The sequence below is a fragment of the Methylobacterium currus genome (assembly GCF_003058325.1).
In the GTDB taxonomy this organism is placed as follows: domain Bacteria; phylum Pseudomonadota; class Alphaproteobacteria; order Rhizobiales; family Beijerinckiaceae; genus Methylobacterium; species Methylobacterium currus.
Genome location: NZ_CP028843.1, coordinates 6,068,042 through 6,082,386 on the forward strand (window position 1 = coordinate 6,068,042; position 14,345 = coordinate 6,082,386).

20 protein-coding genes are annotated in these 14,345 nt (G+C 70.5%); 5 read left to right on the top strand and 15 right to left on the bottom strand.

Features of this window, described 5'->3' with window-relative positions; translation table 11 throughout:
* Positions 1 to 35: 35 nt before the first annotated feature.
* The 10 genes from DA075_RS27835 to DA075_RS27880 are packed head-to-tail and all read right to left on the bottom strand — an operon-like array spanning position 36 to position 3,843.
* Positions 36 to 719, bottom strand: coding sequence for a hypothetical protein (locus DA075_RS27835; RefSeq protein WP_099955986.1), 684 nt, complete (start codon positions 717 to 719; stop codon positions 36 to 38).
* 35 nt (positions 720 to 754) lie between these two features.
* Positions 755 to 1,057 carry a hypothetical protein gene (locus tag DA075_RS27840; RefSeq protein WP_099955987.1) on the bottom strand — a complete coding sequence of 101 codons (303 nt, stop codon included), beginning with the start codon at positions 1,055 to 1,057 and terminating at the stop codon, positions 755 to 757.
* Positions 1,054 to 1,527 (bottom strand): hypothetical protein, encoded by a 474-nt coding sequence (locus DA075_RS27845; protein ID WP_099955988.1) that lies wholly within the window; start codon positions 1,525 to 1,527, stop codon positions 1,054 to 1,056. Before DA075_RS27845 ends, DA075_RS27840 begins: the two co-directional genes overlap by 4 nt.
* A 10-nt stretch (positions 1,528 to 1,537) precedes the next feature.
* Positions 1,538 to 1,969 (bottom strand): hypothetical protein, encoded by a 432-nt coding sequence (locus tag DA075_RS27850; RefSeq protein WP_099955989.1) that lies wholly within the window; start codon positions 1,967 to 1,969, stop codon positions 1,538 to 1,540.
* Entirely contained in the window at positions 1,966 to 2,280 is a 315-nt protein-coding gene (locus DA075_RS27855; RefSeq protein ID WP_099955990.1) for a hypothetical protein, read from the bottom strand. The genes DA075_RS27850 and DA075_RS27855 overlap by 4 nt, the downstream gene beginning before the upstream one ends.
* Entirely contained in the window at positions 2,277 to 2,597 is a 321-nt protein-coding gene (locus DA075_RS27860) for a hypothetical protein (protein WP_099955991.1), read from the bottom strand. Before DA075_RS27860 ends, DA075_RS27855 begins: the two co-directional genes overlap by 4 nt.
* Complete coding sequence (locus DA075_RS27865; RefSeq protein WP_099955992.1) at positions 2,590 to 2,904, bottom strand: hypothetical protein; 315 nt, start codon at positions 2,902 to 2,904, stop codon at positions 2,590 to 2,592. Before DA075_RS27865 ends, DA075_RS27860 begins: the two co-directional genes overlap by 8 nt.
* On the bottom strand, positions 2,901 to 3,125 hold the full coding sequence (locus DA075_RS27870) for a hypothetical protein (RefSeq protein WP_099955993.1): 225 nt from the start codon (positions 3,123 to 3,125) through the stop codon (positions 2,901 to 2,903). The genes DA075_RS27865 and DA075_RS27870 overlap by 4 nt, the downstream gene beginning before the upstream one ends.
* Positions 3,122 to 3,580 carry a hypothetical protein gene (locus DA075_RS27875; protein ID WP_099955994.1) on the bottom strand — a complete coding sequence of 153 codons (459 nt, stop codon included), beginning with the start codon at positions 3,578 to 3,580 and terminating at the stop codon, positions 3,122 to 3,124. Before DA075_RS27875 ends, DA075_RS27870 begins: the two co-directional genes overlap by 4 nt.
* On the bottom strand, positions 3,577 to 3,843 hold the full coding sequence (locus tag DA075_RS27880; RefSeq protein ID WP_164712172.1) for a helix-turn-helix domain-containing protein: 267 nt from the start codon (positions 3,841 to 3,843) through the stop codon (positions 3,577 to 3,579). The genes DA075_RS27875 and DA075_RS27880 overlap by 4 nt, the downstream gene beginning before the upstream one ends.
* Before the next feature lie 278 nt (positions 3,844 to 4,121).
* On the opposite strand from DA075_RS27880, the gene DA075_RS27885 reads away from it, so the two are divergent.
* Complete coding sequence (locus DA075_RS27885; protein ID WP_099955996.1) at positions 4,122 to 4,538, top strand: hypothetical protein; 417 nt, start codon at positions 4,122 to 4,124, stop codon at positions 4,536 to 4,538.
* A 47-nt stretch (positions 4,539 to 4,585) separates the two neighbouring features.
* Entirely contained in the window at positions 4,586 to 5,158 is a 573-nt protein-coding gene (locus DA075_RS27890; RefSeq protein WP_099955997.1) for a hypothetical protein, read from the top strand.
* Between the two features lie 137 nt (positions 5,159 to 5,295).
* On the opposite strand, the gene DA075_RS27895 is transcribed toward DA075_RS27890, so the two are convergent.
* Together DA075_RS27895 and DA075_RS27900 are read right to left on the bottom strand one after the other, a co-directional pair.
* Complete coding sequence (locus DA075_RS27895) at positions 5,296 to 5,607, bottom strand: hypothetical protein (protein WP_099955998.1); 312 nt, start codon at positions 5,605 to 5,607, stop codon at positions 5,296 to 5,298.
* A 290-nt stretch (positions 5,608 to 5,897) separates the two neighbouring features.
* Positions 5,898 to 6,323 (bottom strand): hypothetical protein, encoded by a 426-nt coding sequence (locus DA075_RS27900; RefSeq protein WP_099955999.1) that lies wholly within the window; start codon positions 6,321 to 6,323, stop codon positions 5,898 to 5,900.
* A gap of 133 nt (positions 6,324 to 6,456) precedes the next feature.
* Here DA075_RS27900 and DA075_RS27905 point away from each other — a divergent pair, with 133 nt between their 5' ends.
* On the top strand, positions 6,457 to 6,801 hold the full coding sequence (locus tag DA075_RS27905) for a TDT family transporter (RefSeq protein ID WP_236012929.1): 345 nt from the start codon (positions 6,457 to 6,459) through the stop codon (positions 6,799 to 6,801).
* Between the two features lie 80 nt (positions 6,802 to 6,881).
* On the opposite strand, the gene DA075_RS27910 is transcribed toward DA075_RS27905, so the two are convergent.
* Positions 6,882 to 8,375: a PAS domain-containing protein gene (locus DA075_RS27910; protein WP_395411288.1), complete on the bottom strand. Its 1,494-nt coding sequence runs from the start codon at positions 8,373 to 8,375 to the stop codon at positions 6,882 to 6,884.
* Between the two features lie 118 nt (positions 8,376 to 8,493).
* On the opposite strand from DA075_RS27910, the gene DA075_RS27915 reads away from it, so the two are divergent.
* Positions 8,494 to 8,964 carry a response regulator gene (locus tag DA075_RS27915; protein WP_099956001.1) on the top strand — a complete coding sequence of 157 codons (471 nt, stop codon included), beginning with the start codon at positions 8,494 to 8,496 and terminating at the stop codon, positions 8,962 to 8,964.
* Positions 8,965 to 8,974: 10 nt separating this feature from the next.
* Here DA075_RS27915 and DA075_RS27920 read toward each other — a convergent pair whose 3' ends face one another.
* On the bottom strand, positions 8,975 to 12,772 hold the full coding sequence (locus tag DA075_RS27920) for a CHASE domain-containing protein (protein ID WP_164712498.1): 3,798 nt from the start codon (positions 12,770 to 12,772) through the stop codon (positions 8,975 to 8,977).
* 179 nt (positions 12,773 to 12,951) lie between these two features.
* Positions 12,952 to 13,614, bottom strand: coding sequence for a response regulator (locus DA075_RS38440; protein WP_099956003.1), 663 nt, complete (start codon positions 13,612 to 13,614; stop codon positions 12,952 to 12,954).
* On the opposite strand from DA075_RS38440, the gene DA075_RS27930 reads away from it, so the two are divergent.
* Positions 13,544 to 14,224 (top strand): LuxR C-terminal-related transcriptional regulator, encoded by a 681-nt coding sequence (locus tag DA075_RS27930; protein ID WP_091891019.1) that lies wholly within the window; start codon positions 13,544 to 13,546, stop codon positions 14,222 to 14,224. The two genes, DA075_RS38440 and DA075_RS27930, sit on opposite strands and share 71 nt — an antisense overlap.
* The last annotated feature ends 121 nt before the right edge of the window (positions 14,225 to 14,345 follow it).

The following is a 14,345-nucleotide window of genomic DNA, read 5'->3' on the forward strand; positions in this document are numbered from 1 at the left end:
TGCAAGTGGATGTCTCTGGTTTGGTTAAGAAGTAGTTAACTTGCCAGGGCGACGTGCTCGTCGCAGGCCGACAAAAACTCCGTCGCGCCCCCGTCGCCGGCGACGACGTGGAGATACGCCGACAGCAGCGAGTGCCGCGTCGCATGCTCCCGGCCGCGCAGGGACTCCCGCAGGACGAGGTGCCGCTGCCCCACGGGGATCTCCCGGCGCGTCCAGTGGTCGACCTGGGGCGTCGAGGCCCGCGCGACGTGGCGGGAGATCTCCGTGAGGCGCTCGCCGTCGAAGGGCGCCATGCTCAGGATCTCGGCGTCCGACATCAGGGCTGCGCGCTCCTGGAGCCAGGAGATGTCAACCTCGGACCAGTCGCCCCGGCGGATGCGCTTAACGATGCGCGCGACCCGGGTCGCCTCGTGAGCCAACTTCGGCAGCGCCAGGTCGGACAGGATGGCCTCGACGGTCTCCATCACCGATTCGATGGCGTCGGCGTCGTCGTACGGGCCGCCCGCTACGGCCGCGGCGTAGAGGACGCGATGATGGCCGGCATATCGCTCCATGCCCTCGGCGACGCGCACCAGGGCGTCGGCAGGCGATAGGCCGCCGAGGCTGAGGCGCAGGCCCCATGCGGCCGCACGGGCGGATGGTTCCCCCGCGGCGAGGGCGCGGAGCCACTCCTTGAAGTGCTCGCCAGCGCCGTCACGAAGTTCGTCGATGTAGTCCATGGTCCGCTCGGGGAAACCGGGGTTGCGGGGAAGGTTCAGAAGGGAAGCTCGTCGGGGGCCCATTCGGGTTCCGACCTGCGTGGCGGGACGGGCTCGTCATCCGGCCGGCAGCGGCCGTTGAGGCAGTACCGGCGGATGGCGAAACGCCTGCCTTCGAGCTCTACGACTTGCGCGTACGGGACATCCGGCCGGATGCCGCCGGCCTCGTTGCAGCCGTCGCAGTCGTGCGCCACGCGGGCGACGAGCCGGCGCTCGGACAGGATGCGCAGGCCGGGCGGCGGGCCGTCGTCGTCGCGCTCAAGGCAGGTCCGGGCGTATTCGGCGTGCGACGTCGTCACCGGCGCCTCCCCTCGACCGAGATCCAATAGGCCTCCTCGGCGGCGAGGCGCTCGACGAGCTCGCGGGCCTGCTCGACCCATGGATGGCTGCCGCTGAGGTGGGGCTTGATCCGCGCCTGAAGGCCGGCGAGCCCCGCCGCGCGCAGGCCGGCGTGGCGCTGGATCTCGTTGCGTTCGATGGCACGGCCCATCTCGTCCTTAAGCTCTCGCCCGCGGGTGAGGCGCTCCAACCCGGCGAGAACCGCTTCCTCGACGTCGAGGTCGTCCCAGCATGCCGTGATGTGCGCCCGCCCGCCTGGAGGCGGAACCGGCTTGTCGGGTTCCGACCGGGACGGCGCGAGGCGGCGCCCATGGGAATGGAACGCCGCCGAGGGAAGCCGGGCCGGCGCCGGGGGCGGCGCGTAGGCCCGGGGCATCTCGGGCTCGGGCGCGGGCGGCGGGGAATCGGGGACGAGGCGCAGGTGCGACACGGGCGGGCTCCTAGAAGAGAGCGAGTTGGATGGGGGCGTTCGGGCGCGCCGGCGGTGAGGCACTGCGGCGAACCGGCTTGGCCGCCGCAGCGGGCGGGCGCCCGAGGTAGGCGTCGATCTCGGAGGGCGTCACGGTCCGGACCGTCCCACGGATGGCCTTGAACACCGCGGCTCGCTCGGAATGCAGTCCGCTGCCCAATCGCCGCGGGAAGCGGGCGATCTGAGTATGGATGTCGAGGGTCTTGCTCAGGGGGAACGGCCATAGGGCGGGCGCCACGTCGCCGTCGGGCATCGGGCCGGTGGCCAGGATGTAGCCGTCGACGTGGAAGCCCGCGATGATGGAAGCGGCGGCCTCGGTGCGCTCGTCCCCGTTTGCGTCGCGCTCGGAGACGAAGGCAGTGCGGGTCTCGCGCCCGCACTCCACGATAACGACGGCGCTCACGGTGCGGCTCCGTAGTCGAGCAGCGCGCGGACGCGGCCGCAGACGCGGGCCAGATCCTGGTCGTCCTCGATCTCAAGCTGCTGGGCGAATCCCGCGACGAGTTCCGGCGTGCCCGGCAGCGTGAGGACCTCATCGAGTTCCGCCAAGGCCTTCCATGCGGCGGCCGTGTCGCCGTCGGCCGGCACGATGGCGAATCCCTCGCGAGTGAGGCGGTCCATGATGGCCTGCGCGAGTTCGTGCGACGGGATGCGGCTCTCCTGCGCGGCGAGGACGCCGGCGATGTGGCTGACGGGCGGATGGCGAGAGGTCATGGGGTCCTCGGAGTGAGACGCGGAAGGCGGGCGGGATGGATGGCTGCCACCGGGGGCGTGTCCGGCGGCGGCCCGCGGCCGCTTCCGCGTTCGTGGTCCGCCAGGGCGTACGCGAGATCCTGGATGGCGAGACGCGAGGCGGAGGCGAGGTCGGCCTGGGCGCGGCGGATCGCGCTATCGAGCGACCGGACGCCGCCGCCTTCGATGGAGGCGGCGCGGACCACGGCCATCGCCAGGGAGAGCCTCTTGCGGAGCTCGGCGGCGTCGAGGGAGTTGAGGCCATCGACGAGGAGAGGGCGGGCGACCGGCCTAGGCATCGCCTTCCTCCGCGGGGAATCGATGCTGGACCTCAATCTCGTAGCGCTCGGCCGGGGTGTCGAGCACGTCCAGAAGCGCGACCGCGGTGGGGTCGTCGTCCAGGAGCAATCCCGGACCCTCATCGTCGTCGATCCATTCGACGACGACGTTGCCGAACGGGAAGAACTCGAACCGAGGCCGCGGGCGACCTGAGACGTCTTCGCCTGGCACGATGTCGTATGTGACCTCGACATTGCCGACGTAGCGGATGCCTTCGATCTCGACGTCGAACTCGCGCTCGGTCTGGTACTGGTCGAAGATGCTCACGGATACGTCCTCCCGCCGCCGACGCCCGGGTACGTGGCGCAGATCCAGCACAGCGTCGGCATCTCGGGATGCGCCCTCAAGACCACGCGGTCCTCGATGTCGTGCTCCTCGGCGCAGCCGCGACAGAGGAACGTCGTCATGGCGTGCAGGGCATCCTCGGCAGCCTGCTCTTCCGCCCGCTGCCGGGAATCGAAGTCGAAGTCGCGGTCGCGCCGGCTCATGCCGCGGCCCTCGCCGCCCTGGCCCGGGCCATCCCCTCGCGGGTCGCCCTGGCGCGCTCTCCCGCCGGCAGCACGGGCGACTGCTCGACGCCCCGCTCCCGAAGCAGGCGATAGATCACCGCGATGCTCAGGCCGGTCGCCTCAGCCGCCCGGCAGACGCCCATGCGCTGGATGGCCTCGTAGGCGGCGGCATCTTGCTCGGGCGTCGTCGCACGGCGCGTGCTGCGGGCGGTGGTGTCACCGGCCCGGGCACGGATGAGCCGGCGGCCCTGGACCGCCATGTGCTCCAGGCTCCAACGACCGATCCAGCCCCACCTTTCCATCACGGCTTCCCAGCCATGATGGGAATCCCAAAGGCGTGCGACTTGCTCGGGGGACGGGCGGACGCGGACTTTGCCTTCCAGGTCGTCCGCGACGGCGTGGCAGTCATCGATGCGGTGGCTGCGGCGGCTCATGAGAAGATCCTTTCCGCCCTGACGAGGACCTCGCCGTCGGCACCGACGAGCTCGACGGGCTCCGGCGGCCGCGGCCCCTCGACGTAGACCCGGCGCACGTGGACGCCGAGCGCCTCGGCGAGCGCCCCCGTCACCGACCGCCGCCCTCGGCGCACGTCCGACAGGTGCTGCGGCGACAGGCCGACGCTCTCGGCGAGCGCCTGAGCGCTGCCCGCGTCTCGGACACGACTTTCCAGCCGCGCCAGGACGGCGCGTTCTTCCACGTATTGAGTCACTGCTTGTCCCCACCCGGCCGCGAATCCGCGGATCTGCGGGGGTATTTTACACTCGCCGTTTCCCGCGCAAGGGCCGAAATCGCGAATTGCTGCGCTGCAGCATCGATTTGTACGGTTTTGGGAAGCTAAGTCGAGTTAGGTATCTTTTGGGGCGCCCCACGACATCTTGAGAAAGTCAAAAAAAGTCGGCTTCCGGGCATTGCGGCTTTCCGGGCCGAGGGGGAGAATCAGACTGTCCGCAGATCGGCGGACAGGAGGAGGGGCGCATGGGAGAGACCGGACTATGGAGCGTGGAGATGCGGGGGGGCGTTTTTGGCCGCCTCCGCCGCGTCGAGCGCCTCGCAGCCCTGCCGCCCGAGGAAACCGTCGTCGCGACACGGGACGGCCACGCCGTCATCCGTGGCGGCGCCCTCGTCAGCGTGTCCGAGCAGGAGGCCGAGGACCTGGTCGATCCTACCGGCGCCCCGGAGCGCCGGTACCGCGCGGCCGTCGTCGCCGCGGGCTGGCCCGACGAGCTCAAGCGAATCGTGGCCGAGCCCGGCCACGATTGGCAGGCCGACGGCGCCTACCCGACTGACGACGACGGCCTAGCGCATGTTGTCTGCGAGCGCGTCCAAGGCCGGTTCGCGTGGGTCCGCAACGTCACCTACGCCGAGGCCCGAGAGCTCGGCGTCACCCGCTAGTCCCTTTCCGCCCCACCCCGCAGCATCCCCACAGTCAGGAGACCGTCATGCTCAAGTTCCTCGCCAGCGTCGCCCGCTTCGCCCTCGCCGCCATCACGCTCGTCCCCCGCCTCGTCTGGGAGGGCGGCCGCTGGATCATGCGCGAAGTCGTCGCCGGCGGTGCCGGTGGCGGCGCGGCCGCCGCGCAGGCCCAAGCCGCGGCGGAGATCTCAGCCGCGGCGCAGGAAGTCGCCGCCGCCAAGGCCGCCCCGGCAAAGGCGAAGGATTCCTCGCCCGTCGGCACGCCCGACTGGGAGTGGGGCACCGCCGCCCTGCACGTCCTCGCCGGTGACCGCGACGCCGGAAAGGGCATCCTCGATCAGGCCGCCATCTCCTACCTGGAGAAGCTGACGCCGGACGAGGGCCTTCGCCTCGCGGCCTTCCCGCCGGACCGCATCGGCCGCCACCTGACGGGGTACAACCCCATCCGGTCGCTCCCGCAGGCCGGCAGCCCGCACGCGTACTGGGGCGCCGAGATCAAGCGGCTCGTGGCCGAGACCGAGCGGGCGGCGGTTCCGCTCCTCCGTGTGGACGAGAACGCGGGCCTCGAAGAAGCCCGCAAGGCGGCGTTCGCTCGCTGACGCTGCCGCCCAAACGCGAAGCCCGCCCCGGTCATCCCTAGGCGGGCTTTTTTATGCCCGGGGCCAGAATAGGGCGTCCGGGGGCTTGATGTTTGCCGCGGCATGCTACGGCATGCTGCGCTAATGCCATGGTGGCATCACGCGGCGGAGGCGCGCTCCGCAATGCGGCGGCGCAGCAGGGCGACCTGCGCGGCGGCGGCAAGGTCCCGGGCCTCGCGATGGGCGTCGGCCTCGGCCTGGCGGGCGGCGTCCTGCCGGGCCCGGGCGACGGTCAGGCGGGCGGCGCGGGCCTGGGCCGCGATGGCGCGGTAGTCCTCGGCCAGCATGGCGTCCCGCTCCCGGCGGATCGCCCGGTCCCGGACGAGGGCCGCGCCGAGGCCCATGGCAAGCCCCTGCATGGCGCCGTCGAAGGCGCCAGCGACGTCATGGGCGTTGCGGTGATACGACATGGCGGGCCTCCTCGGAGCGGTGTGCCTGCCTGACATCGCAGCTCTCGAATCCTTCGCCAAGAGTCCCGCGCCAAGAGGCTGTGGTCTCGGTGAAAAACCTCCTGGCCCGAAGGGGGAAACGTGCTCTCGGGGTGCCTTCTCTCCTGGCAGTAGCGCTTCCGTTACTTCTTCGTACGTGATGCCCGGGCAGGCGAGGCGCACGGAACGGGGGAGCCGCGAACGGCACGGCGCCGGGCATGAAAAAGGCCGCCCGGGATGGGGCGGCCTCGAAGGCAGTGCGTCGGTGACGCCTATGCCGGCGGTGGCTTGGCCGGGCGGAGCAGGCGGGCCGTGAGGGCGCGAGAGGCAAGCGGACGCTCCCACTCGCAGTGCTCGACGAGGTACCGCATCCCCTCGGCAAAAATGGGTTCGACGCGGACGGCGATGCCCGAAAGCTCCTCGCCGTCCCGCATCCGTTCGTAGACCCGGCGTTGGCGGAGGATCGACCTCAGGCCCTGCGCGATGGCGGCGTCAAGCTCCGCGGCCCGCTTTGCCTTGTCGCGGGCGCGCTGGGCGCGCGCCTTGGCGTTCTCCTGGGACCGCTTGAGGCGCGTCGCCGGAGAGGCGAGCCGGGCCGGCGCCTCCTCGGGCGCTTCCGGATAGGGGCCGGGCGCGAATCCGGCCAACTGGTCGGCGAAGGCAGCGGCCCAGCGGGTGCGTTCAGTTTCGGTCTGCATGCCGGCATGGTGCCCGCACGTCACGCATGGGACCAGGAGCGACGTGACGTGCGGGGGGGGCCGTTGCGTGCGCCCCGGCGACCGTGGCCCATGGCACGTCTCTCCTGAAGCGCGCGGCGCGCGCCGGATCGGCTTGGCCTACCTCTCGGTCGGCGGCGGGGCTCTGGACCTTCTCGCGCATGCCCTGATCGGCTACGGCCTGCTCCAGATGCTGGTCCTGGCCCGGCTCTCGCCGTGGATCGCGAGGGCCGGCGCCGTGCCGGGCCTGTGGGCCTTCAGCTTCGGCGCGAACGCTTTGGCCACGGCCCCGACTTGCCTGGTCGCCCAAGGCGATGCCGGAGCGCTCGCCGTCCTCGCCCCGGCGCTGTTCCAGGCCGCGAACGGCCTCGTCCTCGGCCTCGCAGCCATGACCTTGGCGCTGCTGGTCCGGGGCCGGATGTTTGTGGCACCGGTGACGGCCAGCCGGGCACGGACGTGACCGCGTCCCCCGGCATGCCATCAACGAACCCGACGACCTCCGCCAAGCAGTTGTCGAGTGCCTTTACCAGGCAGGACGGCTCAGACGAGAGAACCCGTCACGTTGGTGGGAGGGACACAGTCTGGCAGGGGCGCCTCCAACAGGAACGCGATGCCGCGCGGGTGATACTCGATCCTGGCGGTGCCTCCCATCTCCGTCGCGAGCGCCCGTTCGATCAGGCGCGTCCCGAACCCGGTGCGCGATGGCGCGACCACCGAGGGGCCTCCGACCTCCTCCCAGCGCAGCTGCAGCCGCGGCGAGGTCGATGCGTCCCGGACCTCCCAGTCCACCACGACGCGGCCACCTTCGTTGGAGAGGGCTCCGTACTTGACGGCGTTGGTCGCCAGTTCGTGGAACGCCATCGTGAAGGCGAGCGTCAGGCGCGGGTCCAGCCAGACCAGTGGGCCGTTGACCAGGAAGCGCTGCCTCGCGTCGTCGCGGAAGGCATGCAGGGCCTCAGCGACGACCTCGCTCAGGGTCGTCCCGGCCCAACTCTCGCGGGTCAGGACGTTGTCGGCCGCCGCCAGGGACTTGATCCGAGCGACCAGGGTCTCCTGCGCATCCTCCAGCGAGGAGGCGTTGCGCAGGGTCTGGAGCGCCACTGACTGCACCGTCGCCATCGAGTTCTTGACCCGGTGGGTGAGCTCGTCTGCCAGGAGCGCCCGATGCTCCTCAGACCGCTTGCGGTCGGTGATGTCGAGGGACACGCAAACCATGCTGAGCGGCGTGCCGTCCGGAGCGTAGAAGGGCTGGCCGCGCAGCTCGACCCAGCGCACCTCGCCGGAGGGCATGTTCACCCGGTACTCGACCTCGTAGTCCGCCTTGTCCGCCACGGACGCCGCCAGGGTCGTCTGCATGCGCTCGATGTCGTCCGGGTGGATCATCGCGAGCAGGTCGGCGTACTGGAACGTCTCGTCGGCCCGTCGGCCGAAGATGGCCTTGCAGCCGTCCGATGCGACGGTGTAGCCGCTCTGCAGGTCAACGGTGCAGGTGCCCATCCGGCCAGCCTTGAGGACGAACCTCAGGCGTTGCTCACTGTCGCTCAATGCGGCGGTCCGGCGCTCGAAGGCGGCCTCCAACGCGTCGCGGTCCTGCTGCAGTCGCACCAGGCGTTCGCGCTCCAAGGTCACGTCGAACTGCGAAGCGAAGAAGAACGTCAGGTCGCCGTCCCGGTCGAACACCGGCGAGACAAGCAACCGGTTCCAGAACGTCTCCCTGTCCTTCTTGTAGTTCAAGAGGTCGATCTCGATGGACTCCCGCCTCGCGATGGCCGCACCGACCTTGGCGACGTCCGCCATATCCGTCGCCGGGCCCTGCAGGAAGCGGCAGTTCCGGCCGACGATCTCGTCGTAGGCGTAACCAGTCAGCCGGCAGAAGGCGTCGTTGACGAAGACGATGGGGTTGTCGGGCTGGCCGGGGTCAGTGATCACCATCGGCATGCGCGTCGCGCGCACCGCGGACACGAACGGGTCCGTGCTCGCGCCTGTCCGAGCGAACTCCGCCTCGAACCGCCTGCGCTCCATCACGTCCGTCACCGGTCCAACCCTCTCCCGCAATTGCCTGGCGGTACGTCCTCACCACCGACCCGGCACGACCCTATCACAGGTCAAGCTTCGCTCGCACTACGCAGTCCCGCCCGAGCGGTCCCAGGCAATGGAGCCTTCTTCCCCGATCACGACTTATCGCTGCATATGCGAGTCCGTTTCCCATCCCGAGCCCTGCGCCCTGGTCGTCGACGATGACGGCCTCATCCGCATGGATGCTATGGACATCCTGCAGGATGCCGGCTTCCGGACCTTCGAGGCGAGCGACGGCGACAAGGCCATGACGCTCCTCGCCCGGGAGCATGCCGTCATCGTCCTGCTCTTCACCGACGTGCAGATGCCGGGAACGCGCAACGGCTTCGCCGTCGCACGCGAGACCGCCAGCCGGTGGCCGCACATCGCCATCGTTGTCGCGTCCGGCCACGTGCGGCCGGAGCCGGGAGAGATGCCGGAGGTCGCCCGCTTCATCGGGAAGCCCTTCACCTCCGACATGGTTCACGACCACCTCCGGGACATCTTGCCGGACGGACGCAAGCCGGCGCCGCTGCGCAATCGGGAACAGGCGGGAAGCGCTCCCTGACGGCCGGGGCTCATGCCCGCCCGCAGACCAGCCGCGGGCCCGTCGGGACATCCAGGTCTGCCGCCATGCGTTCGGCCGCCCTCGCGGCTCGTTCGGCGAGGCGACGCACGCTCGCGAGCTGAGCCACGAACGACGGGAGCCCCTCGGACACCACCCGCGCCTCTCCGAACGTTTCCAGCCCATGGCAAGCCTTGGCCAGTTCGGAGAAGCCGACCATGCCCGCGGCGGACGCCAGCGAATGGGCTCGGAGCCGAAGGCGTGACCGGTCGTCCTCCTTACCGCCATCACCTTCGAAGCTGGTGTCCAGTTCCTCCGCCAGCAACACTAGCACCTCGCGAAGGCGGGTCGGCGACAGGAAGCGGCACACCTCGCGGTAGGCGTTCTCGTCGAACTCGACGGGAGACGACGGCCGGTGGGGCACCTCGGCGGGCACCGTTTCCTGCGGCAGCCACCGCTCGACCGTCGCGTAGAGCTTCTCCGGGTCGAACGGCTTGCCGACATGATCGTCCATGCCGGCGTCGCGGAAGGCGGAAACCTGTTCCGGCAGCACGTTCGCCGTCATGGCGATCACGGGAAGCCGCGACACGGGCCCGGGGAGCGCCCGGATGCGACGGGTCGCCGTCATCCCGTCCATGCCCGGCATCTGCACGTCCATCAGCACCAGGTCGAAGACCCGCTCCCGAACCGCTTCGACCGCCGCCTGTCCGTCCCCGACCGTCTCGACGACGTGCCCGGCCGCCCTGAGAACCGCGCGAGCGAGTTCCTGGTTGATGGCGGAATCGTCGACCAGCAGCAGGCGGCCCGTCCGGCGCGGCGTGGCCGCGACGACGGAAGGCTCGGCCTCGGCCGGAGCGCAAGTCCGCGGCATGCGCACGGTGAACCAGAAGGTGGAGCCGCCCCCGTCGATCGAGGAGACGCCGATCTCGCCGCCCATGAGTTCCACGAGGTGTCGGCAGATGGCCAGTCCGAGCCCGGTGCCGCCGAAGTCGCGCTGGATCGAGCCGTCGACCTGGCTGAAGCGCTGGAACAGCCGGTTCTGCTTGTCCTTCGGGATACCGATGCCAGTGTCGACGACGCGGAAGCGCAGGCGCTCCCCGCCCGAGAAGCCGCCTTCGGGCGCGACGTCGAGCGTGATCGAGCCGGCCGCCGTGAACTTCACCGCGTTGTTGAGCAGGTTGAACAGCACCTGCCGCAAGCGATTCTCGTCCCCCTTGACCCAACGCGGCAGGGCCGGATCCATCCGCAGTCTGAACTCCAGGCCCTTGGCGTCGGCGGGGCCCCGAACGATGGAGACGCAGTTGTCGACCATGGCGAGCAGCGGGAACGGCGCCTCGACCAGGTCGACCGCGCCGGCCTCGACCTTGGAGAAGTCGAGGATGTCGTTGACGACCGTCAACAGGGCGTTGCCGGACGAACGCACGAGTTCGGCCTGGCGGCGGTTGCCCGGGTCAAGCCGGCCCGAGGCCAGCATCAGGTCGGTGAAGCCGATGACCGCGTTGAGCGGGGTACGGATCTCGTGGCTCATCGAGGCCAGGAAGTCGGTCTTGGCCCGGTTCGCCCGCTCGGCCTCGGCGCGCGCCGCCTCCGCCACCGCCTTCGCGTCCGACAGGGCGATCTCGGCTACCTTGCGGGCGGTGGTGTCCAGCGTCAGGCCGATCACCCGGGCCGTCCGGCCGAAGGCGTCCGCCTCGACGCGGCCGATGGCGGTGATCCAGCGCATGCCTCCGTCCGCCAGCGGCACCCGGAACTCGGTGGTGTAGCCGCCACCGGTCTCGATGGCGCCTGCGAGGTCGGCGAGGACCCGCGGGACGTCGTCGGGATGGGCCATCGGCTTCCACTCCCGCTCGACGTCGAGCTCGATCTCCCGTTCCGGCAGCCCGTGCTGGCGGGCGCACTCCGCCGAGAAGCGCACCCGACCGGTGGCGACCTCGTAGTTCCAGGTACCGGCCTGGGCGGCCTTCATCTCGGCCTCATGCCGGTAGCGTTCGCTCAGGTCGAGGGCGATGCCGAGGAAGCCCAGGTCGGCCCCGTCCCCGGTGCGAAGGAGGGTGACGTTTAGCAGCACCGGCAGGCGCTCGCCGCCCTTCGTCACGTAGGTCCACTCCCCGGGATCGGGCTGCCCGCGGCGGGCCTTGGCGACGAACACCTCGAAGCCCGGCTCGACGGCCCACCCCAATTCGCGCGACAGGACGCCGGCCCGTCGCCCGACTTCCACCGGATCGTGGAACACCGCCGGCGTCGCCTTGCCCACCAGCTCGTCGGCGGCGTAGCCCAGCATCCGCTCGGCGGCCGGGTTGAACAGGGTGATGGTCCCCTGCAGGTCGGTGGCGATGACCGCGTAGCCGGCATGGTCCAGGATCGCCTTCTGCAACGCGGAGCCGGCCCTTAGCGCCTCCGTCCGTTCCGCGACTTGCCGTTCGAGGGAGGCGTTGGCCGCGCGGATGCGCTCCTCCGCGGCCGCTTGCTCGGAGATGTCGCGGATGACCGTGGCGATGCCTGCGACCGAACCGTTCGGCGCGCGGATCGGGGAGGCGGTCACCTGCACCGGGAAGATCGTGCCGTCCTTGCGCATCCTAAGGGTCGAGAATGGCGGCACCGCCTCGCCGCGGCGAATGCGCAGCAGGACGTCGCGTTCCTGCGCCCAGAGGCTCCCGGGGACGATGAAGTCCTCCGCTCTACGCCCCGTGGCCTCGGCAGCCGTATGACCGAAGAGCCGCTCCGCCCCGGGGTTCCAGTCGGCGACGACGCCGTCGAGGGACTTGCCGACAATGGCGTCGTCGGCGTTCTCGACGATAGCCGCCAGTCGCGCTTTCTCGACGGCGGCGAGCACCTCGCGGCGTCGGCCGAGCAGGCGTAGGTAGACCAGCCCGGCGAGAAGCAGCGAACCGACGAGGACGACGATGGCCACGGTCGTCGGCCGGACGAGGTTAAGCCCCTCGACGAAGGCGGACCGCGCTGCGACGTCAACGTCCCAGGTCCGGCCGAAGACAGACAGCCGCCGGGTCGACGTCAGGCCGCCGGCCGGCGGTTCGGCCGCGTCCCGGCCGGCATAGAACGGCGTGACGGTGTCGGGGGTGACGTCCCGGATGGCGACGTCGAGATCCCCCGCATCGAGGTCGAGACCGGTCAGGATCTCGTCGATGATCAGCGGCGCGTAGGTCCATCCCAGCGTCGCGGCGCGGCGCGCATCCGGGGTGTCCGCAGGCATGAAGGGGCGCAGCACCGGCAGGAACAGGAGGAATCCCCGCTCTCTCAGGCCGGTCGCTTGCACCAGGGTCACCGGAGCGGTCAGCGTCGCAGCGCCCGTCTCCATCGCCTGGAGCGCCGCACCGCGCCGATGCGCCTCGGAGGCGACGTCGAGGCCGACGGCCTCTCGGTTGGCCGTCATCGGCTCGACGTACTGGATCACCCAGCGCTCGCCGTCGTGCGGCGTGAGTTGGCGGATGCGGAAGTCCGGGGCGCCATCGCGGCGCGCCGCCGCCGAGAACGCCGCTTCGTCCATGGCGGGCACGCGACGGATGAAGCCGAAGCCGCGGGCGCCCGGGAACTCTCTTTCCGGATTCCGACTGTCGGCATAACGTCGGAAGCCGTCGCGCGTGATGCCGGTGTCGCCAGCCGCCACTACTGCGCCGCGCGCGCCCCGAACGCCATACTCGTAGCGGGCCATGCGTCCCTCGACGAGCGACGCGACGCGGGTCGCCACGGCCTGGAAGCGTTCAGCGGCCGAGTGAGCGTTCCGGGCCTGCGTCCACTGGGCGGCCGCGAGCGCGGCGACGAAGCCAAGGACGACGACCGCCAGCGCGGCCACGCATGGCGCAGGGCACCCCGACCGGCCGCCGAACGTCGAGCCCCGGCCTCCCGAGGTTTTCCCCGTGCCGCCTGTGTTCATCACGCCCTTCGCCATGGTCCCGTTCCCCCTTCCAAAGTCTGCGCCGGTACGGACGCGCGGTAGGCCCGCGCTTGTCGCCATCCGGGCAAGACTGGTCTTCAGTCAGTCTCCGGGCGCGGCGACCGCGTCCCCGCGATGAGGCTCACCACGCCGCCGCGCGTCACCGCCCGCATCAGGACCGCGAGACGTCCGACCTCGTAAGGCTTCTCAAGGAAGCACGACCCCGGAACCATGTGCCGAGCCTCGATGGCCCGCCCCGAAAGATAGACTACCGGCAAGCGGGGGCGCATCGACCGCGCCTCGGTTGCAAGGAACAGCCCATCGACGGAGCCAGGCATGTGCACGTCGGTGACCAGTGCGTCGAGCCGCTCGCCGAAGGCCACGTATTCCAGCGCGGTGATGCCGTTCGAGCAGGTCACGGCCTGGTAGCCCGCAGCCTCCAGCTCGGCGGCCACGACCCGCATCGCGATGGGGTCATCCTCGGCAACTACCACCACGGGGCGCCTGACTGGTTCGTGCATGGAGCGCTCCCCGTCCGATGGCGCGACGACGCGCCCGATCCACACGAAAACGCTACGCCGCGACAGGGTTTGGGAACCACTAGGCTTCACGGGCATGATCCGAAGCCAGAATAGTCCACCTGGACTATCGTCGCCGTCGCGAGGCCCGCGGAATTCGGACTGGACGCCCATGACCAGCATCACCGGTAAGGCCGTCGTCGCCGACGACGACCCGTTCTTCCGCATCGCGCTCACCAGCATCCTGCGGGACCAGCTCGGTATCTCGGAGGTGCAGCAGGTCGGCTCCCTGGACGAGGCGCTAGAGGCCTTGGCCGAGAAGCAGGACGTCCGCTTCGCCCTGTTCGACCTCGCCATGCCCGGCATGGAGAGCCCGGCCAGCCTGTCCGCCGTGCGGGAGTGCTTCCCGGAGGTCCTTACCGTCGTTGTGTCGGGCTCGACCGAGCGGGAGGACGTCTTCCTCGCTCTCAAGGCTGGCGTGCATGGCTTCGTTCCAAAGGGCTCCGACGTCGAGTCGCTGATCCGAGCTCTGCGCATGGTAGTCGACGGCTTCGTCTACGTGCCGGCCTTCGTCACGCGGGTGCCCGGTGGCGCGTCCGGGGCGCCGACCCCGACGGCATGGCGCGAGGCCGCGGCGGACCCAACCGCGGCCCTGACACCCCGCCAGCGCCAGGTGCTCGACCTGATCGTGGCCGGGCAGTCGAACAAGGAGATCGCGCGGTCGCTGTCGCTCGGCGAGGGCACGGTCAAGATCCACGTCGCCGCCCTGCTAAAGGCGCTCGGCGTCCCGAACCGGTCGGCGGCCGCGGCCTGGGGCGGGGCGAACCTCGCCCGCCCCCGCGCCACCCCCTAGGCCACCCGGTCTATCGGGGCTGCCGGGGCAGTCCGGCAGGCCGAGATGACGCCCATGACGGGCCGTGGCCTAACGGGACATCCCATTCAGGCACGACCGACATGACGCACCTCCTGATCCC